The organism is Rhodanobacter sp. FW510-R10 (genome assembly GCF_058781105.1).
The window spans coordinates 3368386-3389531 of sequence record NZ_JBYSWL010000001.1 but is presented as its reverse complement, the minus strand read 5'-3'; the positions used below and the strand labels follow the sequence as shown (position 1 = coordinate 3389531).

The window sequence follows — 21146 nt, the reverse complement described above, 5'->3', positions numbered from 1 at the left end:
GGACCAGGCGTATGGGCCGCGCCGCCACAGCGGGCGATGGCGTCGATCTGCCGTTTGCACGGCATTGTCGACAGAAGGTGGGCCCGGCCGTGCTCAGGGCGTTCTCGGACCGCGCCCATGACCAAACCCGTCGAGGAACTTGCTTGTGGTCGGCCGTGGCTTGTAGCCGTCGTGGAAATGCCGGCGGCGCGACGATTCACGTGCCTCATGCAGGCGTTGCGCATGGGCGGCCAGCACGTCGCCGCGTGTCAGGAAGCCGACGAGCTTGTGCGGGTCGTCCTTGCTGACCACGATGAGCCGGCCGATCTTTTGCGCAACCATGTGGTCGGCGGCTTCGCGCAGCGAGTGGGCTTCGGTCACGGCCACCGGAGGCCGGATCGCCAGCTCGCCGAGTGTCAACGTGTAATGCCATTGCGGATCGAGCAGCGCGCGCCGGGTCAGCACACCGTGCACGCGGCCGGATTCGTCGACCACCGGGAATCCCTGGTGACGCGTCTCCGGGCCGCCTTGGGCGAGCCATGGCCGCACTTCGGCCAGGGTTTGCGTGGTCTTGAGCGTCACCACTTCGCGTGAGCAGACCTGGCCAACGGTCACCTGTTCCAGGTAGTCGGCAGCGTAGCCGGTGGGCACCCTCACGCCGCGTCGCGCGATCTTCTCGGTCATGATCGTGTCGCGCATGAGCAGCGCCGAGATGAGGTACGCCGCGGTGCAGCCGCCCAGGAGCGGCAGCAGGGTTGCCGGTTGGCGCGTGGTCTCGAAGGCAAACACCACCGCCGTCAGCAGGGCCCGCGACGAACCGGCAAAGATTGCCGCCATGCCGACCAGCGCGGCGATGCGCGGGTCGACATTGGCTGCCGGCAGCAGATGGTCGATGCCAATGCCGATCACCGCACCCAATGAACCGCCAATCATGAACAGCGGTGCCAGCGTGCCGCCCGAGGTGCCGCTGCCGAGTGCGATGACCCAGGAGAGGAACTTCAGCATGCCGAACGTGAGCAACATCGTGAGGCCGAACTGGCCTTGCACCAGCGCATCGATGTTGTCGTAGCCGACGCCCAGCGTGCGCGGCTCGATCCAGCCGATGAACCCGGCGACGATGGCGCCGAGCGCCGGCCACCACATCCAGTGGACCGGAAGTCTGGCGAAGCTGTCCTCGACGAAATAGACCGCACGGCTGACCCAGATCGAGGCGTAACCCACCAGGCTGCCAATCAGCACCAAGCCGGCCAAAGCGAGGCCCCCCGGCTCCGGTACATCCGGCATCAGGAATACTGGACCGGCGCCATAACTTGCGTAACGCACACCTACCGCCACCACCGTCGCCAGCGCAACCGGGATCAGCGAACGCGGACGCAGTTCGAACAGCAGCAGTTCGATGGCCAGCACCAGCGCGGATACCGGCGCGCCAAACACTTCGGCCATGCCGGCCGCGGCACCGGCGGCCAGCAGCACCTTGCGTTCGTTTGCCGTGACGCGCAGCAATTGGCCGAGCAGCGAACCCAGCGCGCCACCGGTGGAGATGATCGGACCTTCGGCGCCAAACGGGCCGCCGGTGCCAATCGTGAACGCCGAAGACACCGGCTTCAGCCAGGTCATTCGCGCCGGGATGTTCGATTCGTTGGTGAGGATCTGTTCCATGGCCTCCGGGATGCCGTGGCCCTGGATCGCGCGGGACCCCCAGCGCGCCATGATGCCGGCGATCAGTCCACCGATGACGGGCATCACGATCACCCATGCACCCAGTTGCGTGTTCGTCGGCGACAACACCGATCCCGGTTTGTGCTGCGGCCCGAGCACGTCGGCGACCGTGCCGTAAAAAGTCACATCGGTGATGAGGTTGATGAGCAGCATCAGCAGTTGCGCGATCCACGCGGACACCAGACCGACCACGACCGCCAGCAGGCTGATCCACACGATGCGCCGCGTCACCAGCGTCGATTTGCGCGGCATGTCGGCCGCGTCGAGTGACAGGCCGAGTTCCGGCGCGACGGGCAGCGCATCGGTGCTGCCTGCGGTGCGCACATCGACCGGGCGCTCGGGTGGGGTAGTCGATGAGCTCATGAAGCCAGCATTTGTGCGACGAAAAACCTGTCCATTCTACAGGTTGCGCTGCAACCCGCGGGCTGGCGTGGCGTTGCCTCCGGCGCATGCCACGTCAGGCCGGGCCTCGCGCCTTCCTGGAGCGGCAGGCATCAGCCGGCTGCTACATGGCCGGCCGCGTACAGCCTGCGGTACGCGTGGTGCACGCCGGCAGCGGCGACCAGCAGCCACATGACCAGGCTCACATACACGCCGGCGGCGGGTATCGCCAGCAGGAAGTCGGCGCGCAGCGCATGGGCAAGCTCGTACGTGCCCACCGTGTACATGCCGATCGGAAACACGATGTCCCAATCATCGGTCTCGTACTGGAATCGCACATGTCGGCGCAGATGCCGCCACGCTTCGAGGATGACCAGCAGCGGTATCCACCAGGTCGCCGTCGCCCAGAAAAACATGGTGAAACCTTTCACGAATGGCAGCAGGTCGATGAGCGGTCCACTGGCCGGTGCCTGCGTGACGATGAGGCTGCCAGCGAGCGTGGTGATCGCGAGCGCGCCCATGTCGATCCAATACGGCGGGGTGAATTCGCTGGCGCGCAGTGGAAAGAACACCATGCGGTACACCACCAGCGTGATGATGAGGAGATACAGGGCGGCGCCGAGCATGTACAGGCCGAGTGCCAGGAACCGCAGGTGGGCCGGATCGGCATGGCTGGCGGCAAGCAGGGTGAGCAGCGCCGACAGCGCTTCGGTCGCCACCACGGCAATCAGCCAGCCGCCGTTGATGCTGCGCGTGAAGCCTGGCTTGAAGCGGGCCGTGATCGTGGCGGCGAAGAAAAGATAGGTCAGGGCGGCCCAGGCCGCCGCGCCGACCGCGGCGAGCACGCTGGCGAGTGTGGGTAGCGGCACCACTTGCACGCACTGGCTGCCGAGCACGCACGTGCCGGCGGCAAAGGTGAGGAAACCCGCGCCGCGCGACGGGTTTGCGAAATCGGCGACCAGCTCGCGGCGGAAGTACAACAGCCGGAGCACGGTGAGGGCGAACAACCAGGCATACGCCAGCACGTTGAAGACGAACAATGCCTGGGCAATGTCCGCCATGCCGTGCTGACTGGCATCGATCGACACGATGCCGGTGGCCATCACCAGGGCAAAGCAGCCGGGGTGCAAGTGGCGAGCGCGCGGCAGGATGATGTCGGCAAGCTTCATCGCGGCCTCCGTGGTCGGGCGGCAATGCGCTACATAGTGCACCCGCCAGGCAGGCTGTGATTTTTCCCGCGGCCGGACGAATCATGCGATGGACTGCGGCAAACCCCTGCGTGGCTGAGCGCGGGGTGACGCTGGCGATGCTTCAACGCAGCCGGCGCAGGCATGGAGGCGGCTTGTACAGCATCTCCAGCGGGCATGCCTGGAACGGAAGGCGGGCGGGGCAACCCCGCCAGGGCTGTGCCGGCGGGCGGCCGTCAGAACAGCATCGAGGCCATGCGCCGACGGTAGCGGCCGACCAGGGCGGTATCCTCCAGCGTGGTGAACGCGGCCAGCAGACGTTTCTTGGCCTGGCCGTCGTTCCATTCCGGGGCGTGCTGCAGGATGGCGAGGAATTGCTCGAGCCCGGCTTCCGCGTCGCCCGCGGCCAGCAGGCGTACACCGAGCTGGTCACGGGCATCCCAGTCGTTGGTATCGGCTGCGACGCGCGCTTGCAGGGCGGCCAGATCGGGGGCGCCTTGCGCCGCCTGGGCGAGCTCCAACTTGCTGCGCAGGCGCACGGCGCGCTCGTCCATGGCGAGATTCGCTGGCAGGCTGTCCAGCTCGGCTGCGGCGGCATCGTCCCGGCCGGCCTGTTGCAGGGCGACGGCCAGCTCGAGCTTCAGCCCAGCGTCGTCTGGGGTCTCGGCAATCGCCTGTTGCAGGCGGTTGATGGCCTGCTCGGGCGTCTCGGGCTCGATTTCCCCGGCGGTCGCGGCATCCGCCGCAGGCAGCGGCTGCACGTGCGGGGCCAGGAACTCGCGCACCTGGGCCTCGGGCCGCGCGCCGGCAAAGCCGTCGAGCACCTGGCCGTCCTTGATCAGCACCACGGTTGGGATGCTCTTGACGCCAAACATGGCGGCAAGCTCCTGCTCCCGGTCCACGTCCACCTTGCCCAGCCGAAAGCCGCCGTTGTACTCCGCGGCAAGTTTTTCCAGGATCGGCCCAAGGCTCTTGCAGGGTCCGCACCAGGTCGCCCAGAAATCCACCACGATCGGCGTTGTCAGCGAGGCCTGCAGCACCTCGCCCTCAAAGGTCTCCTGGCGGACTTCAAAAACGTGGGTAGTTGCGGCTTCGCTCACCTGTCGGCTCCTGTGCTTGGCCCCGGTTACATCGGGGCTCGGCGCAGCATATCAAGCGGCTTGCGTGCGGTTCAGCGTCACGCTCGCAGATTTGCGAGAATCGCTGGATCGATCGGCAGCCGACAATGACGAAGGATGGCATGGACTCCGGCGGCTCGCGGCAATTGCTGGTGTGCGAGTACTGCGACACGGTTTACCGCCGCCGCCCCTTGGCGCGCGGCGAAGTGGCCGAGTGCCCGCGCTGCCTGTGCGAGCTCGAGCGCTACCAGTGGCTGAACCCGGCGGTGCTGCTGGCGTTGGTCCTCACCGCGTTGCTGGTCTTCGTGCAGGCCAACATTTTTCCCATCGTCACGCTGGGCCTGAACGGACAGCACAACAGCGTCACCCTGTGGGGCATGATCGTGATCATGTGGCGCGAGCAGGCGCAGGTGGTTTCGGTGCTGACCGCGGCGACGCTGTTCTTTTTCCCGCTGATCAAGATGAGCCTGCTCGGCTGGCTGCTGTGGTTCGCCCGGCTTGGCGCGCGTGCGCCGGGGTTTGCGCGGCTCATGGTGCTGCTGCACTACGTCAATCCGTGGACCATGAGCGAGGTGTTCGTGCTTGGTGCCCTGGTGTCGATCGTCAAGGCGCATGTTTATTTCCAGGTCGTCGCCGATCCCGGCATCTACGCATACGCGGCATTGACGGTGTTGATCACCTTGTTTTCCGGCGTCGACCTGCGCGGCCTGTGGGATCTGCCCGAGTGGGATGCGCCATGACATCGATGCCGCGGGCCATCGACATGGGTGTCATTGCCTGCCGCGTCTGCGGCCTGGTGTGTCGCAACGTGCCGGGCGACCCGATACTGGACGGCGATGGCGTGGGCGACGCCATGGCCTGTCCGCGCTGCGGCGCGGCGCTGCGCCGACGCAAGAGCGCCAGCCTGTCGCGCACGTGGGCGCTGCTGGTTGCGGGCTTCCTGCTGTACATACCGGCCAACGTGTTGCCGATCATGCGCACGGCCAGCCTCAACGAGATCGATGACAACACCATCATCAGCGGTGTGGTGGAGTTGTGGCAGAAAGGTTCGCCATGGCTGGCGGTGATCGTGTTCGGCGCGAGCATCGTCGTGCCCATGCTGAAGTTCGCCGTGCTCGCGTTGCTTGCCACCACCGCGCAGCGGCACAGTCGGTGGGCATTGACGCAACGTGCGAGACTCTACCGGCTGGTGGAACTGATTGGCTACTGGTCGATGCTGGATGTATTTGTCGTCTCGCTGCTTACCGGACTGGTGCGCTTCAACGTGCTGAGCCGGGTCGAGCCCCTGCCGGGGGTGATTTTTTTTGGCCTGACCGTGGTGTTGACGATGCTGGCGTCCATGAGTTTCGACCCGCGCTTGATGTGGGATGGCAGTGACACGGATGAGTGACGAGACTTCCGGACGTGAATTCGCCGACGGGCTGCCCGAGCCGGTCGTGGTGCGCCGTCGCTCACATGCCGCGCTGGTGTGGCTGGTGCCTGCGCTGGCAGCCGTGGTCGGCATCGGCCTGGTCGTGCACAACTGGCTGCAGGCCGGCCCTGAGATCACCATCAGCTTCCAGAGTGCCGAAGGCCTGGACGCTGGCAAGACCCAGGTGAAGTACAAGAACGTGGTGATCGGGCGCGTGCAGACCATTCGGCTGAGCGCCGATCGCAGCCAGGTGCGGGTCAAGGTCGCACTGGAGAAGAACGCCGAGAGTTTTGCCACCAAGGACACGCGCTACTGGGTGGTGCGGCCGCGCATCGGCCTGGGCGGCGTGTCGGGCGTCGGCACCTTGTTGTCCGGCGCCTACATTGGTGCTGACATCGGGGACTCGAATGTATTCCAGGACGAGTTCAACGGCATGGAGACACCGCCGCCGGTCGCCCATGGCGAGCCCGGTCGCAGCTTCATCCTGCACAGCGACGACCTGGGCTCGCTGGACATCGGCTCGCCGGTGTACTTCCGGCGCATCCAGGTTGGCCGTATTGCGTCCTACGACCTGGATGCGGACGGCGACGGTGTCACCCTGCACGTCTTTATCGACGCGGCGTACCAGAAATACGTCACCACCGACAGCCGGTTCTGGAATGCCAGCGGGGTCGATGTGTCCGTCGGCGCCGATGGGCTGAGCATCAACACGCAGTCGCTGGCCACGGTCCTCGCCGGCGGTGTCGCATTCCAGGATCCGCCCGGCCCCCGGCGCGACGAACCTGCAGCCGAAGATGCGAGTTACAAGTTGTTTGCCAACCGGGCCACGGCCATGGCCCCGCCGGACGGCGAGCCGTATTACATCCGCATGCGCTTTGGACAATCGGTGCGCGGCCTGGCGGTGGATGCGCCCGTGGAGTTCCTCGGGGTGAATTTTGGCAAGGTGGTGTCGGTGCGCCTGGATTACGACGAGCACACCCAGCGCTTCCCGGTCGTGGTCGGCGCCGTCATTTATCCGCAGCGCCTCGGTTCGGCCTACGACAAGCTGATGGCGCAGGCCAGTGTCGGGGGCAGGAAAGTCGAGTTGCCACAACTGCTCGCCGGGCTCATCGACCATGGCCTGCGCGCGCAGGCGCGCACAGGCAACCTGCTTACCGGCCAGTTGTACGTTGCCTTGGATTTCGATCCACATGCACCAAAGACTACGTTTGATCCCGCAGCCCGGCCGCTCACGGTGCCCACGGTGGCCGGCAGCCTGGACAAGCTCCAGGAGCAGATTGGCGGCCTGGTCAGCGAGTTGTCCAAGGTGCCGTTCGCCAGCATCGGGCGCAACCTGGACCAGAGCCTGAGTGCCCTGAGCGCGACGCTCAAGCAAGTGAACGGCGAAACCTTGCCCGAGCTGGGCTCGACCATGCGCGGCGTGCAGCAGACCATGGGCACCGCGCAGGACGCCTTGTCTGGCGACTCGCCCTTGCAGCAGAACCTGGGCGTCACGCTGGAGCAGCTGCAGCGCATGGCGCGCTCGCTGCGCGTGTTGACCGATTATCTCGGTGCACATCCGGAAGCGCTGTTGCGTGGCCGGCGTGCCGACCGGAAAGTCGACACGCCGCCAGCGTCGGCGACGCCGCCGGCACAACAGCGGCAGCCGCAGCCGCAGGGTTCGGCACCGTCGCAACCGGAGGACAGGCCATGATGCGCATCGCCGTTGCCTGCTTGGCATGTCTGGGCGCCGTGCTGCTGGCGGCTTGCGCCTCCGCGCCGCTGCACTACTACACGCTGATGTCGCCGGAGACTGCAGGCGCTGCCGCTCCGGCGGCGGGCAGCGCGGTTTTGCCGTTTGCGGTGTTGCCAGTCAGCGTGCCGGCCCAGGTCGACCAGCCACAATTGGTGGTGCGCGACGGGGCGCAACAAGTCCTGTTGCTGAATGGCGAGCGCTGGATCGCGCCCCTGGCCGACGAGCTGCGCAGCGCACTGGCGGTTGACCTCGCGCGCGAGCTGGGTAGCCAAAACACTACTGGCTTGCCGGACAGGGGCGCGCCCGGCTTGCGCATCAAGCTCGAGGTCCAGCAGTTCGACTCCTGGCCGGGCAGTCACGTCCTGCTGGCCGGCGCCTGGAGCGTGCGCGTGGTGCATGGTGACGCCAGGGGGAGGGCGGTGGCCAAGGCCTTGACCTGCGCCAGCAGTCTCCGCGTGCCGGTCGCTGCGGGTTACGCCGCACTGGTCCAAGGTCACCAGCGGGCGATTGCCATGCTTGCAGCCAGGATGGCCACGGTTGCCCGCGCGCTGGGTGCTGACCAGGCGGCAAGCTGTCCGGCCTGATCGGCCTGCACACGGATCGGTGTCGCCGCTCGTGGCCGACGCTGGCCCGCATCGACTGTTGCCTCGGGACAGGGATGGGTGCGTGCGCACGTCGGCCTTGGCCCCCGCGGCTGGCATGTGCTGGAGATAAGCCCGTGGATGGCCACGCCATGCCGCGCCGAATGCCTGCGGGATCGTGGCCAGCGGGTGCGACCATGGCCGTGCGCCGCGGTTTCCGGCTTGGCGACCGGCACGCTCTGGGCTAGGCTGCGACGTTCAGCACGGCAATATGCCGAACGGTACCTCTTGGACTGGCAAGACAACCATGCACGACACCCGAACCACGAACGCCACCGCCCCGGTGACGGCCGGCACCAGCGAATATGATCCGCACGCGGTGGAGTCGGCCGCTCAGGCCTACTGGAATGTGCGACACGCCTATGTGGTGACCGAGGACCCGGCGAAGCCGAAGTTCTACTGCCTGGCGATGCTGCCCTATCCGTCCGGGGCGCTGCACATGGGGCATGTGCGCAACTACACGATTGCCGACGTGATCAGCCGGTTCCAGCGCATGAACGGGAAGAATGTGCTGCAGCCCATGGGGTGGGATGCGTTCGGCCTGCCGGCCGAGAATGCGGCGATCAAGAACAAGACCGCACCGGCCAAGTGGACCTACGCGAACATCGAGCATATGCGCGCCCAGCTGCAGGCGCTGGGCTATGCGATCGACTGGAGCCGCGAGTTCGCGACCTGCCGCCCGGAGTATTACCGCTGGGAGCAGCTGATGTTTACCCGGCTGCTGAAGCAGGGTATCGCCTACCGCAAGAATGCGGTGGTGAACTGGGACCCGGTCGACCAGACCGTACTGGCCAACGAGCAAGTGGTGGACGGGCGCGGCTGGCGCTCTGGCGCCGTGGTGGAGAAGCGCGAAATCCCGCAGTGGTTCCTGCGCATCACCGATTACGCGCAAGAGCTCCTGGACGGCCTGGACGCACTGCCAGGCTGGCCCGATGCGGTCAAGATCATGCAGCGCAATTGGCTGGGCCGCAGCGAAGGCCTGGAAATCGCCTTCCAGGTGCTCGGCACGGACATGCCGCTGCGCGTGTTCACCACGCGGCCGGACACCTTGATGGGTGTCACCTTCATCTCGATTGCCGCCGAGCATCCGCTGGCGTTGGAATGTGCCCGGCAGAATGAGCAGATTGCCGAATTCGTCGCCGAGCTGCGCCGTGGCGGGGTCTCCGAGGCCGAGCTGGAAACCCAGGAGCGGCGCGGCATGGGGACCGGCCTGTACGCGGTCCACCCCTTGACCGGCGCCGAGCTGCCGATCTGGATCGCGAATTTCGTGCTGATGAACTACGGCACCGGCGCGGTCATGGCGGTGCCCGGCCATGACCAGCGCGACTGGGAATTCGCCCAGCGCTACAGCCTGCCGATCAAGATGGTGGTGGTGGACCGCTCGGTGCTGGACGCCGCGCGCGAAATCCATCGCGACCTGGGCCAGGGCGCGTCCGCCAATCCCATGCAGGCCGCGTTGCGCGGGAGCTCCACCGACGCCTACGACGCCGGTTCGGCCGTACGCCTGATCGAGGAGTTCGAGCGCCGCATCATGGAGGAGGGCCCGTACCTCGAGCACGGCCTGCTGGTCAATTCAGGTGCGTACGACGGCCTGGACTTCGATGGCGCCATGCAGGCCTTCGCCGCCAAGCTGCAGGAACTGGGCAAGGGCGAGCGCCGCGTCAATTGGCGCCTGCGTGACTGGGGCGTGAGCCGGCAGCGTTACTGGGGTTGCCCGATCCCGGTGATCTATTGCCCGGCCTGCGGTGCCTTGCCGGTGCCCGAGGACCAGCTGCCGGTGGTGCTGCCCGAAGACGTAGCGTTCAGCGGCGTGCACTCGCCGCTGAAGTCGGATGCCGAGTGGCGCAAGTGCACGTGCCCACAGTGTGGCGGCCCGGCGGAGCGCGAGACCGACACGTTCGACACCTTCATGGAGTCGAGCTGGTACTACGCGCGCTACACCAGCCCGGGCGCCACTGCCCAAGTCGACGCGCGGGCGAATTACTGGCTGCCGGTCGACCAGTACATCGGCGGCATCGAGCACGCCATCATGCATCTGCTGTATTTCCGCTACTACCACAAGCTGCTGCGCGACGCCGGCATGCTGGCCAGCGATGAGCCGGCGACGAACCTGTTGTGCCAGGGCATGGTGATTGCCGAGACCTTCTATCGCGACGATGCCGACGGAGTGCGGCAATGGCTCAATCCGGCCGAGGTCGATGTCCATCGCGACGAGCGCGGGCGGGTGGTGGGTGCCGTGGCCCGCGCCGACGGCCAGGAGGTGCACATTGGTGGCGTCGAGAAGATGTCCAAGTCCAGGAACAATGGCGTCGATCCGCAACTCATGATCGAGCGCTACGGCGCCGACACCGTGCGCATGTTCTCCATGTTCGCCGCGCCGCCCGAGCAGTCGCTGGAATGGAACGAGGCGGGCGTCGAAGGCATGGCGCGGTTCCTGAAGCGGTTCTGGCGCGAGGTCGTCCAGCACGCCGCCGGCGCCGATCATCCTGTGCTCGGCGCCGCCCCCGGCGCGCTCGATCCGGCGGGCCTCGATGCCGGGCAACGGGCGCTGCGCCGGCAGTTGCACGAAACGATCCAGAAGGTCAGCAACGATTTTGGCCGGCGCCACGCGTTCAACACTGCGATTGCCGCGCTGATGGAACTGCTGAACGCGCTGAACAAGTTCGACGACCAGGGCGCGCAGGGCCGCGCGGTCCGGCATGAAGCGCTGGAAGCCATGGTGCTGATGCTGAATCCCGTCGTGCCGCATATCAGCCATGCGTTGTGGCAGGTCCTGGGCCATCCTGAGGCGATCCTCGAGGACCAGCCCTGGCCCAGCGTGGACGAGGCGGCGCTGGTGCGCGCCAGGCTGACCATCGCCGTGCAGGTCAACGGCAAGTTGCGCGGCACCATCGACTTGCCACCGCAGGCGGACGCAGCCGCGGCTGAAGCCGCGGCCTGCGCGCAGCCGCAGGTGCAGCGTGCGCTGGAGGGCCTGGCGGTGCGCAAGGTCATCGTGGTCCCCGGCAAGATCGTCAACATCGTTGCCGCATGAACGCCATGGCCCCAGTGTCCATAAGCAGGTTGCTGCGTGCCGCATGCTTGCTGCTGGTGGTCTGCGCACTCGGCGCCTGCGGCTTTCACCTGCGGCGAAGTGCGGCCCTGCCGCCGGGCATGCAGCGGGTGCATGTGGTGGTGAGCGGAAATTTCGCACTGCAGCAGCGGCTGGTGCGGGCGCTGCAGATCTCGGGTGCCAGCGTGGAAGACCAGCCTGGTGCCGGCGTCGCCGAGTTGCGGGTGCCGGTGGCCGCGTTCAGCACCGAGACCTTGAGTGCTGGCGGCTACGCCCGGGTGAGCGAGTTTGCCGTGCACTTCCAGGTACAGTTCGAGGTGGGCGATGGCGGCGGCCGGACCTTGGTCGCGCGGCAGCGTATCGACATGTCGCGTGAATACAGCTATGACGCCACGAACACGGTCGGCAATGCCTCGCAGGTGCAGGCCATCGAGCAGGGATTGAACGACGACATGGTGCAGGCGATCCTGTTCCGCCTGCAGGCGGTTGGCCGGAATGCACCGGCGACGCCGGCGGGAAGCTGATGCCGGCGACGCCCGCTCGTTGGCCCAAGCTGCTGGCCGCCGATTCGCTGGCGCCGGTGTACCTGCTGGCCGGCGTGCCGCTGCTGGTGATCGAGGCGGCCGACGGCTTGCGCGCGCGGGCACGCGAGCTGGGTTATACCGAGCGCGAGGTGCTTGAGGCGGGGCCCCGTTTCGACTGGGATGACCTGGCGCGCGCGGCCGCCGGCATGTCGCTGTTTGCCACGCGCCGCCTGCTTGACCTGCGCCTGCCCGGCGGCCGGCCCGGGGTCGATGGCGCCAAGGCGATCACCGCGTTTTGCGCCGACCCACCCGAAGGGGTCAGCTTGCTGGTCACCGCACTGGAGTGGAGCAAGAAACACGAGGGTGCCTGGAGTCGCAAGCTTGACGCAGCCGGGGTGATGGTCGTGTTCAACCCGCCGCAGGCCGGCGAGTGGCTGGCTTGGATCGGCGCCAGGCTGGCGGCGCACGGACTTTCAGCCAGCCGCGAGGCAATTGCGCTGCTGGGCGAGCGGGCCGAGGGGAACCTGCTGGCAGCGGCCCAGGAAATCGACAAGCTGGCGGTCCTGCACCAGGGCGGCCGCCTGGATGCCGACCGGATGGCCAGCCTGGTGGCCGACAGCGCGCGTTACGATGTCTTCAAGCTCACCGATGCGGCCTTTGCCGGCGACGGTGCCCGCGCGCTGCGCATCCTCGCTGGATTGCGTGCTGAGGGCGACGACTTGCTGGCGTTGCAGGGCTGGCTGGTCAACCAGCTGCAACTGGCGCTGCGGCTGGCGAGCGCGACCAACCTCAACGCGCAGATGCAGGCTGAACACGTGTTTGCCACGCGCGAGAGATTGCTACGCCAGGCCCTGCGCCGGGCCCCCCGCGGGCATTGGGTGGAGTGCCTGCGCCGCGCCGGGCGCATCGACCGCATGGTCAAGGGCCGCGTGCAGGGCGACCCGTGGCGCGAGGCCGAGCGCCTGGTCGCCGTGATTGCCGAGCCGAGCCTGGCCGCGGCCCTGGCATGAGCGTCGCACGCGCTGCGGCCGTGACCGAGCCCCGCCCGCTGGGCGTGTTTGGCGGCACCTTCGATCCAGTCCACCTTGGCCATCTCAGCGTGGCTTGGGAAGCGGCGGAACTGCTGGGGGCCGAGGTGTGCCTGGTTCCAGCCAATGTGCCGCCGCACCGCCCGGCGCCGATGGCCAGTGCTGCCGAGCGCGTCGCCATGTTGCGCGTGGCCTTGCGCGGACAGGATCGCTTGACGCTGGATACGCGCGAGCTCGAGCGCAGCGGGCCGTCCTATACCGTGGACACGCTGGCTGAATTGCGCGCGGAAGTCGGCCAACGTGCCCTGGTGCTGCTGGTGGGCGCCGACATGTTTGTGCAGCTTCCGGCTTGGCACCGCTGGCGCGAACTGTTCGCGCTGGCGCACGTCGGCGTGCTGAGCCGGCCCGGGGTGGGCGCGCAGTTGCCTGTGGCCCTGGAGCGGGAACTGCAGGCCCGCAGGCTCGCCGACCTGGGTGCCCTTGCGCACCTGCCCGCCGGGAGAATCGTGCAGTTGGAGGTCACCCCGCTGGAGATCTCGGCCACGCGCGTCCGTGCCCTGCTTGCCGCCGGGCGCGACCCGCGCTACCTGCTGCCGGCAGGCTTGTTCGAGGATCCCGACCTGCTGCGGGCGTATCGTGCCTGATGCCGGTGGCACGGAGGGTGCGCACGTTCACGCCGGTTTGCGTCACGATTGCGTACCTGGATCAGCATTGGCAGGAGGGCAACATGGCTCCAGAGATTACCCACGATCCCGAGCGTCGGCGCTTGCAGACCAGCGTCGAGGGCAAGGTGTGTGTGCTTGACTATGTGCTGGATGGCACGGTCATGATCATCACCCACACCGAGGTGCCGCCCGAGGTCGGCGGCCGCGGCATTGCCGCCGCGCTGGTGCGCACTGCCCTGGAGCTCGCCCGGGATGTCGGCTGGAGCGTGTCTCCAGCCTGCTCCTATGCGGCGGCGTGGATGCAGCGCCATCCGGAATTCGACGATTTGCGGGCGCCGCAGTGATTCGGACATGCCTTGGCCGCCCATGCAGGTGGCGGCAATTTTGCCCGCCAAGCGCCGCGCTCGGGAACCCCGTCGCGCCCGCGGGCTTGCACCGGAGCCGGCTTGGCCCGGCGCTATACTCATCGCTCCCAACAGTTGCCACCGCGCATCGAGGCCTGACCACTTGAGCAAAAAACCACACTCCCGATCGGCGCTTGGCGTGGCCGAATTACGTAGCCAGGTGCTGGATGCACTGGAATCATTGAAGGCCAGGGATGTGCGCGAAATCGACGTGCGTGACCGCACCTCCATTGCCGACCTGCTGGTGATTGCCTCCGGCACCTCGGCCCGCCATGTGAAATCAATTGCCGATGAAGTGGGGCGCTTTGCCAAGCGGATCGGGGTCGCGCCGCTCGGCGTCGAGGGCGAGCAGGAAGGCGAGTGGGTCCTGATCGACCTGGGAGATGTCATCGTCCACGTCATGTTGCCGCGGATCCGGGAGTTCTATGCGCTCGAGCGGTTGTGGGCCGTCGGCGGCAGCGAGCCGGACGTGGAGGCGGCGCAGGCCGAAGCTTGAACACGCCGTCCCGGTTGCCTCCGCGCATGACGCGCGCCGCGCCACGGGCCTGAGACCATGCGCGTGCGCCTGATCGCCGTCGGTGAGCACATGCCGGGCTGGGTCGCCGACGGCCTGGCCGAGTATCGCAAGCGCTTGTCGCAGGCCATGCCGATTGAACTGGTGGAAGTGCGCCCCGGTCACCGCGCCAGGCATGGCGACGCGGGCCATGCCACGCATGAGGAAGGGGTTGCGTTGCTGGCCCAGCTCACGCGCGATACCCGGGTCGTCGCCCTGGACAGCCGCGGCAAGGCCTGGTCCAGCGAGGATTTGGCAGTGCAGCTGGGGACGTGGCGGATGGCCGGGCGCGACCTCGCGTTGTTGATTGGCGGCGCCGACGGCCATGCGCCGGAAGTCCTGGCGCGCGCAGACCAGGCCTGGTCGCTGGGCCCACTGACCTTGCCGCACATGCTGGTGCGCCTGCTGGTGGTCGAACAGCTGTACCGTGCGCACACCATCCTGGCCGGCCACCCTTATCATCGCGGTTGACGACCGCCCCCTGCGGTCGTGGACAACGCCAGAGTGAAACGGCGTTGCTACTCCATCCCTCTGGATTCATCAGCATGAACTTTTCCATAGGCCAGGCCGGCATTCGCGATCTCGATACGGTGGCCGGCCTGTTTGACGCCTATCGCCAGTTTTACGAACAACCAGCGGACCCCGATGGATCGCGCCGCTTCCTGCGCGAGCGCTTCGAGCTCCAGGAGTCGCTGGTCCTGCTCGCCCGGAACGGGCAGGGCGCTGGCCTGGGTTTCACCCAGTTGTACCCCTTGTTTTCCTCGGTGCGCGCCGTGCGTACCTGGCTGCTCAACGATTTGTTCGTCGCGCCGCAGGCGCGCAGGCAGGGTGTGGGCGCCGCGTTGCTGCGCGAGGCAGCCATCCGCGCGCATGAGCTTGGGGTGGGCAGCCTCATGCTGTGGACTGCGCTCGACAACGTACCGGCGCAGGCGCTGTACGCATCGCTGGGCTGGCACCGCGAATCGTCCTGCGAATACCTGCTCACCTTGTGATGCCACGCACGAGCAGGACCGTCCGACCGCCCATGCTTTATCTTGCCTCCCAATCGCCACGCCGCCGGGAACTGCTGGCCCAGATTGGAGTGGCGTTCACCGTGCTCGACACCCAGGTACCTGAGCAGCGCGCGCCGGGCGAGGTGCCCGAGGCTTACGTGCGCCGGGTATCCCGGGCCAAGGCAGTGGCCGGACTGGAACTCGTGCGGGGCGTCGATGGCGCGCTGGTACTTGGCGCCGACACCGACGTGGTGCTGGACGGCGAGGTCTTCGGCAAGCCGCGCGATGCCGTCGACGCGGCGGCCATGCTGCGGCGCCTGTCGGGGCGCACCCACCGCGTGATCTCCACCGTGTGGCTGCTTGGCGCGCGTCGCGAGTCCTGCGCCGAGTGCATCTCCAAGGTCACCTTTGGCCCGCTGCCGGCGCGCGACATCGACGCCTACGTGGCCACGGGCGAGCCGTTGGGCCGGGCTGGCGCCTATGCCATCCAGGGCCGTGGCGCCACCCTGGTCGCGCGCCTTGAGGGCAGCCATTCGGGCGTGATGGGCTTGCCCTTGTTCGAAACCGCACGCCTGCTGCGCGAGGCGGGGCTCAGCCCGGCATATTCAGCGCAGTGAACAGTACGGTGAGCGCAAGCGCATTGTTCGCGCCGTGGGCCAGCACCGCTGGCCACAGGGAGCGGCAGCGCAGGCGCAGCCAGGCCAGCGCGACCCCCAGCAGGAGCAGCTCCGGCAGCGCGTACCACTGCCAGCCCAGCCCGGGCAGGTGGATGGCGGCAAATGCGGCCGCACTGAGCAGCGCCGCCAGCGCCACGCCGCAGCGCGGGATCAGCGAGGACAGCAGCACGCCGCGAAACAGCAGCTCCTCGACCAGTGGGGCCAGGGTCACTGCCATGAGGGCGAGGGCAAGGCGCCATCCCGGCGGCGCGTGCTGCGCCAGTTGCTGCACGTTCTGCGTGAGGTCATGGTCGCCGGCCAACAGTCGCGTCACCAGGCCGCCCACGAACGGCGCCAGCAGGCCCACGGCGAGTGCCGCGGCCGGCCAGGCGCGGCGGTGCGGACGGACCAGGCCGAAGCCGGGTGGCATGGGCTGCGACCACAATGCCGGCCACTGTCGATGGACCTGCCACATCACTGCGGCAGCGGCAATGCACACGGTGACGATGGCTTGGGCGACGACCGCGCCCGGCTGCGCTGCCAGCGAGGCCAGCGCCGCGCTCACCGCAGCGCTTGGCGAGTGCCGATGCTGCAGCAGTGCCAGCACGCCGACCATCACGGCACTACCGACGACCTGCAGCGTCAGGTAGGACGCCACCAGGCCCAAGGCCATCCATACGGACGGTGCGGGCGACTGGAAGCGCGATGGCATCGGGGGCGCAGGCAAACGTCGTCACGCGTCGCGCGGAGCGGACGGCTCAGCCTGCGAGCAGCGCCCGGACGAAGCCGATCGCCGCCATCACCAGCAGGACCAGGAAGGCCAGCATGCCCACGGTGAAACCAGGGCCGCGCTTGGCCGCGTCGCCCCAATAGGCGATGGCGTACCAGGTCCGGCCAGCGACCCAGACCAGGCCGACGATGCCGGCCCAGCCACCGAAGCCGTAGCTGGCCGCCAGCCACAACGCCGGCAGGAACATCATGCTGCCCTCGATCGTGTTCATCTGCACGCGGTAGGCACGCTCGTACGCCGGATGGCCGCTGGTCGCCGGGGCCTTGATGCCGTACTTGTACCGTGCGCGCCCGGCCACGGACGAGGTGACGAACAACAGCAGCACGGTGAGCAGGGTGGCCAGGGCAGGCAGTTGGTTCATGCGGCAATCCTCGCGGGAGACGGCTTACTGTAGCGGCAGTGCGCGCCTGGCGTGAGTCGGCGCGGCGGGTTATCTTCCGTTTCAGGCACCGGTAGGGCTTGCGCGGCGGGGGCGGCATGGATTGGCGAAAGGGCGGCAGCAGCAGCAACATCGAGGTCGGCAGTGGCGGCGGCGGACGCGGCTTTGGCGGCGGGCGCATGGGCCTGGGTGGCCTGATCGTGCTGGCCCTGATCGGCTGGATCTTCTTCAAGAATCCGTTGGCCTTGTTCGACCAGGGTGGGGTGCCGCTTGACGACCCGGGGCAGAGCGCGCCGACGCAGGTCGATCCGGAGCAAAAGGCGTTCGTCAGCGCGATCCTGCATTCGACCGAACAGACCTGGGGCGCGATCTTCCAGGCCAGGGGCCTGACCTATGTCGACCCGACGCTGCACCTGTTCAGTGGCGAAGTGGCAACGGCCTGCGGTGGCGCGACCGCGGCGGTCGGCCCGTTCTATTGCCCCGGCGACCAGAAGGTGTATCTGGACCTCGGGTTTTTCCAGCTGCTGCAGCGCCGCCTGCATTCTTCCGGCGACTTCGCGCGGGCTTATGTCATTGCCCATGAGGTCGGCCACCACGTGCAGAAGCTGACCGGCGTGTTCGACCAGGTCGCTGCGGCGCGGCGCCGTGGCCTGCCGATGGACGGCGCCGATGGCTTGTCCGTGCGCCAGGAATTGCAGGCCGATTGCTATGCCGGCGTCTGGGGCAGCCACAGCGAGCAGCAGTTGCAGTGGCTGGAGCCGGGCGACATCGAGTCTGCGCTCAACGCAGCCAGTCAGATTGGCGACGACACGCTGCAACAGCAAGCCCAGGGCCGGGTACGGCCGGACTCCTTCACCCACGGCACGTCGGCGCAGCGCGTGCACTGGTTCAAGGTCGGCTTCGCCAGTGGCGAAATGGCCAAGTGCGACACATTCGTCGGCACGCTGTGACCCCAGCTAATGCGGGTGCATGAACCCTCTCCCCCAACGGTGAAGCCGTCGGGGGAGAGGGGGAGGACGAGGACCTCGTCGCGCGCTATTTGCGCCGGGGTGGCTTGAAGCCGCCGGCAGACGGCTTGCGTGCCGCCGGCGCGTGCTTGCCGGCATGCGGGACGGGTGGCCTGTGTGCAAGGGACGAGCCCGCTTCATCGGGCCCTTCCTGCCCGTCCCATTCGCGGATACGCAGTTGCTGCTGCATCACCCAGACCTTCTTCAGGTGCTCGAAGATCTCGACGGGCATGCCCTCGGGCAGGTCGATCAGGCTGTAGTTGCCGCGGATGCTGAGGCGGCCGATGTAGCGACTGTCCAAGCCCGATTCATTGGCGATGGCGCCAACGATGTTGCCCGGCTGCACGCCGTGCTCGTGGCCCACCTCGATGCGGTAGGTGCGCTTGCCGGTTTCCGTGGCGTGCGCGCGCGTCGGCCGCTGGGCGGATGCCTCCGGGGCGGTGCCTTTGCGGATCGCTTTCGCCCGCGCGCTGCGCACCGGTGCAGCAGGATGCGCGGCCGGCGTGCGGGCCGCAGCATGCCGGGCGCCGGGTGCCGCGTGGCCGCGCAGATCGTCTGCCTCCGCGGGCTTCCGCTGGCCTGTCGCGGGCGCGGCCAGCAGCAGCGGCCGGTCACCTTGCACGACCCGCGCGAGCGCCGCGGCAATACTGGCGGCGGGTACACCGTGCTCGCGCTCGTACTGCTCGACCAGTTCCTGGAACGTCTCCAGCCCGCCTGCGGCCAGGGCGTCGCTGATGCGCTGCTTGAACTTGTTGATGCGGGCGTCGTTGACCGTGTCCACGGACGGTGGCTGCATCGCTTCCATGGGCTGTCGGGTCGCGTGCTCGATCGCGTGCAGCATGCCCTTTTCCCGGGGCGTGATGAAGGTGATCGCCTCGCCGCTGCGGCCGGCACGGCCGGTGCGGCCAATGCGGTGGATATAGCTCTCCGGATCGTAAGGGATGTCGTAGTTGACGACGTGGCTGAGCCGCTCCACGTCCAGTCCGCGCGCGGCGACGTCGGTGGCGACGAGCACGTCGAGCTTCCCGTCCCGCACCTGCTGGATCACCCGCTCGCGCTGCGCCTGCACCAGGTCGCCGTTGATCGCCGCGGCTGCCAGGCCACGGGCCTGCAGCTTGCCGGCAAGCTCCTCGGTGCCCTGCTTGGTGCGGGCAAAGACGATCATGCCGTCGAATGGCTCGGCCTCGAGGATGCGCGTCAGCGCGTCCAGTTTGTGCATGCCGCTGACAAACCAGTAGCGCTGGCGGATGTGCGGGGTCGTGGTGACTGAGTTTTTGATCACCACTTCCACCGGATCACGCAGGTGCTTTTGCGCGATCTTGCGAATCTGGCTGGGCATGGTTGCCGAAAACAGGGCGACCTGGCGCTCGGTCGGTGCCGCCTGCAGGATCTTTTCGACATCGTCGATGAAGCCCATGCGCAGCATCTCGTCGGCCTCGTCCAGCACCACGAAGCGCAATGCCGAGAGGTCGAGCGTGCCCTTGTCCAGGTGGTCGATGACGCGTCCTGGCGTGCCCACCACGACGTGAACGCCACGCTTGAGCGCGTGCAACTGCGGACCGTAACTTTGTCCGCCGTAGATTGGCAGCACCTGGAAGCCGGGCAGATGCGCGGCATAGCTCTGGAAGGCCTCGGCGACCTGGATCGCGAGCTCGCGTGTCGGCGCCAGCACCAGGGCCTGCGGCTTGCCGGGTCGGCGATCCAGCAGGGACAGGATGGGCAGTGCGAACGCCGCGGTCTTGCCAGTGCCGGTCTGCGCGGTGCCAAGCACATCGCGGCCCGCCAGCAGCGGCGGGATGGTGGCGGCCTGGATGGGCGAGGGGGACTCGTAGCCCACCTCGGCCAGTACCGCGCGCACGTCGGGATGCAGGTCAAACGCGCCGAAGCCGGCTTGCACCGGGGCGTCATCGGGGATGGGGGCAGACATGGGGAACCTCGAGGCGGAAGCGCGGCACGCAAATCCGACGCGCAGGGGGAAAGTTTAGCAGCCAGGCCAAGCGCAGCCGCTCAGGTTGTCCAAGCGTGCAGGTTGGCTACACTCGCTCCGTCTGCCTGGAAGGATAATCGGTATGCTCGAGACCCTAAGCGAACAGCGCTGCCACGGCGGCGTGCAAGGCGTTTACCGGCATCCATCACGGGCATGTGGCGGGGATATGCGTTTTGCCTTGTTCCTGCCGCCGCAGGTCAAGGTGCGTTCCTGCGCCTCGCTGTATTTCCTGGCCGGGCTGACCTGCAGCGAGGAAACGGCGACGATCAAGGCTGGCGCCCAGCGCCTGGCCGCGCAATTTGGCCTGGCCCTGGTGATGCCCGATACCAGCCCGCGCGCCACCGGCATTGCCGGTGCCACGGGCGACTGGGAGCTGGGCGAAGGCGCGGGCTTTTATCTCGACGCCACCCAGGCGCCCTGGTCGGCACGCTTCCGCATGGAGGAATACCTGACCCTGGAATTGCCGGCCTTGCTGGCGGCCAACTTCCCGCTGGACGTCGCACGCAGCGGCCTGTGCGGGCATTCCATGGGCGGCCATGGCGCGCTGACCCTGGCCTTGCGGCATCCGCGGCAGTACCAGTCGGTATCGGCACTGGCGCCCATCGTGGCGCCCAGCCGGGTGCCCTGGGGGCGCAAGGCGTTCACTGCCTATCTCGGCCCGGACGAGGCTGGCTGGAGCGCGCACGACGCCTGCGCGCTGGTGGCGCGGCAGCGTTTTCCCGGCACCATCCTGATCGACCAGGGCGAAGCCGATGCGTACCTGGCGGAACAATTGCAGCCGGAGTTGTTCGAGCAGGCCTGCGCTGCCGCCGGGCAGCCGGTGCTGCTGCGCCGCCATGCCGGTTATGACCACAGCTACTATTTCGTGACCAGCTTCATCGATGACCACCTGCGCCACCATGCGACGGCGCTGAACCTGCTTTGAGCCGGCGTCCGCG

21 protein-coding genes are annotated in these 21146 nt (G+C 67.7%); 15 read left to right on the top strand and 6 right to left on the bottom strand.

Annotated features, from left to right (window positions below; genetic code table 11):
* Nucleotides 1-93: 93 nt before the first annotated feature.
* The 3 genes from AC3WJB_RS14815 to trxA all read right to left on the bottom strand — a co-directional run bounded on the left by AC3WJB_RS14815 (nt 94) and on the right by trxA (nt 4366).
* Entirely contained in the window at nt 94-2061 is a 1968-nt protein-coding gene (locus AC3WJB_RS14815; RefSeq protein ID WP_492682868.1) for a chloride channel protein, read from the bottom strand.
* Between the two features lie 131 nt (nt 2062-2192).
* A complete protein-coding gene (locus AC3WJB_RS14810; protein WP_492682866.1) occupies nt 2193-3248 on the bottom strand; it encodes a tellurite resistance/C4-dicarboxylate transporter family protein in 1056 nt (351 codons plus the stop codon).
* 254 nt (nt 3249-3502) lie between these two features.
* Complete coding sequence (gene trxA, locus AC3WJB_RS14805) at nt 3503-4366, bottom strand: thioredoxin (RefSeq protein ID WP_492682864.1); 864 nt, start codon at nt 4364-4366, stop codon at nt 3503-3505.
* 125 nt (nt 4367-4491) lie between these two features.
* Here trxA and AC3WJB_RS14800 point away from each other — a divergent pair, with 125 nt between their 5' ends.
* From AC3WJB_RS14800 to AC3WJB_RS14740, 13 genes are all read left to right on the top strand, one after another.
* Entirely contained in the window at nt 4492-5124 is a 633-nt protein-coding gene (locus AC3WJB_RS14800) for a paraquat-inducible protein A (RefSeq protein ID WP_492682862.1), read from the top strand.
* Nucleotides 5121-5774 (top strand): paraquat-inducible protein A, encoded by a 654-nt coding sequence (locus AC3WJB_RS14795; protein WP_492682860.1) that lies wholly within the window; start codon nt 5121-5123, stop codon nt 5772-5774. The genes AC3WJB_RS14800 and AC3WJB_RS14795 overlap by 4 nt, the downstream gene beginning before the upstream one ends.
* A complete protein-coding gene (locus AC3WJB_RS14790) occupies nt 5767-7488 on the top strand; it encodes a PqiB family protein (protein ID WP_492682858.1) in 1722 nt (573 codons plus the stop codon). Before AC3WJB_RS14795 ends, AC3WJB_RS14790 begins: the two co-directional genes overlap by 8 nt.
* Nucleotides 7485-8114, top strand: coding sequence for a PqiC family protein (locus AC3WJB_RS14785; RefSeq protein WP_492682856.1), 630 nt, complete (start codon nt 7485-7487; stop codon nt 8112-8114). The genes AC3WJB_RS14790 and AC3WJB_RS14785 overlap by 4 nt, the downstream gene beginning before the upstream one ends.
* 304 nt (nt 8115-8418) lie before the next feature.
* Nucleotides 8419-11205 carry a leucine--tRNA ligase gene (gene leuS, locus AC3WJB_RS14780; RefSeq protein ID WP_492682854.1) on the top strand — a complete coding sequence of 929 codons (2787 nt, stop codon included), beginning with the start codon at nt 8419-8421 and terminating at the stop codon, nt 11203-11205.
* Complete coding sequence (locus tag AC3WJB_RS14775) at nt 11202-11747, top strand: LPS-assembly lipoprotein LptE (RefSeq protein WP_492682852.1); 546 nt, start codon at nt 11202-11204, stop codon at nt 11745-11747. Before leuS ends, AC3WJB_RS14775 begins: the two co-directional genes overlap by 4 nt.
* The gene (holA, locus tag AC3WJB_RS14770) at nt 11747-12757 is read left to right on the top strand and encodes a DNA polymerase III subunit delta (protein WP_492682850.1); all 1011 of its coding nucleotides are present in this window, start codon (nt 11747-11749) and stop codon (nt 12755-12757) included. The genes AC3WJB_RS14775 and holA overlap by 1 nt, the downstream gene beginning before the upstream one ends.
* Entirely contained in the window at nt 12754-13419 is a 666-nt protein-coding gene (gene nadD / locus AC3WJB_RS14765; RefSeq protein ID WP_492682848.1) for a nicotinate-nucleotide adenylyltransferase, read from the top strand. The genes holA and nadD overlap by 4 nt, the downstream gene beginning before the upstream one ends.
* 83 nt (nt 13420-13502) lie before the next feature.
* Nucleotides 13503-13784 (top strand): GNAT family N-acetyltransferase, encoded by a 282-nt coding sequence (locus AC3WJB_RS14760; protein WP_492682846.1) that lies wholly within the window; start codon nt 13503-13505, stop codon nt 13782-13784.
* Between the two features lie 163 nt (nt 13785-13947).
* Nucleotides 13948-14340 (top strand): ribosome silencing factor, encoded by a 393-nt coding sequence (rsfS, locus tag AC3WJB_RS14755; protein WP_492682844.1) that lies wholly within the window; start codon nt 13948-13950, stop codon nt 14338-14340.
* Between the two features lie 57 nt (nt 14341-14397).
* The gene (rlmH, locus tag AC3WJB_RS14750) at nt 14398-14868 is read left to right on the top strand and encodes a 23S rRNA (pseudouridine(1915)-N(3))-methyltransferase RlmH (protein ID WP_492682842.1); all 471 of its coding nucleotides are present in this window, start codon (nt 14398-14400) and stop codon (nt 14866-14868) included.
* Nucleotides 14869-14942: 74 nt separating this feature from the next.
* The gene (locus tag AC3WJB_RS14745) at nt 14943-15389 is read left to right on the top strand and encodes a GNAT family N-acetyltransferase (RefSeq protein WP_492682840.1); all 447 of its coding nucleotides are present in this window, start codon (nt 14943-14945) and stop codon (nt 15387-15389) included.
* Between the two features lie 32 nt (nt 15390-15421).
* Nucleotides 15422-16006 (top strand): Maf family protein, encoded by a 585-nt coding sequence (locus AC3WJB_RS14740; RefSeq protein ID WP_492682838.1) that lies wholly within the window; start codon nt 15422-15424, stop codon nt 16004-16006.
* On the opposite strand, the gene AC3WJB_RS14735 is transcribed toward AC3WJB_RS14740, so the two are convergent.
* Nucleotides 15981-16757: a CPBP family intramembrane glutamic endopeptidase gene (locus AC3WJB_RS14735; RefSeq protein WP_492682836.1), complete on the bottom strand. Its 777-nt coding sequence runs from the start codon at nt 16755-16757 to the stop codon at nt 15981-15983. The two genes, AC3WJB_RS14740 and AC3WJB_RS14735, sit on opposite strands and share 26 nt — an antisense overlap.
* Before the next feature lie 46 nt (nt 16758-16803).
* The gene (locus tag AC3WJB_RS14730; RefSeq protein ID WP_492682834.1) at nt 16804-17196 is read right to left on the bottom strand and encodes an MAPEG family protein; all 393 of its coding nucleotides are present in this window, start codon (nt 17194-17196) and stop codon (nt 16804-16806) included.
* A 116-nt stretch (nt 17197-17312) separates the two neighbouring features.
* Here AC3WJB_RS14730 and ypfJ point away from each other — a divergent pair, with 116 nt between their 5' ends.
* The gene (gene ypfJ / locus AC3WJB_RS14725; RefSeq protein ID WP_492682832.1) at nt 17313-18164 is read left to right on the top strand and encodes a KPN_02809 family neutral zinc metallopeptidase; all 852 of its coding nucleotides are present in this window, start codon (nt 17313-17315) and stop codon (nt 18162-18164) included.
* A gap of 85 nt (nt 18165-18249) precedes the next feature.
* On the opposite strand, the gene AC3WJB_RS14720 is transcribed toward ypfJ, so the two are convergent.
* A complete protein-coding gene (locus AC3WJB_RS14720; RefSeq protein WP_492682830.1) occupies nt 18250-20148 on the bottom strand; it encodes a DEAD/DEAH box helicase in 1899 nt (632 codons plus the stop codon).
* Between the two features lie 142 nt (nt 20149-20290).
* Between AC3WJB_RS14720 and fghA the strand changes: the two genes are divergently transcribed.
* A complete protein-coding gene (fghA, locus tag AC3WJB_RS14715) occupies nt 20291-21133 on the top strand; it encodes an S-formylglutathione hydrolase (protein WP_492682828.1) in 843 nt (280 codons plus the stop codon).
* Nucleotides 21134-21146: the final 13 nt, after the last annotated feature.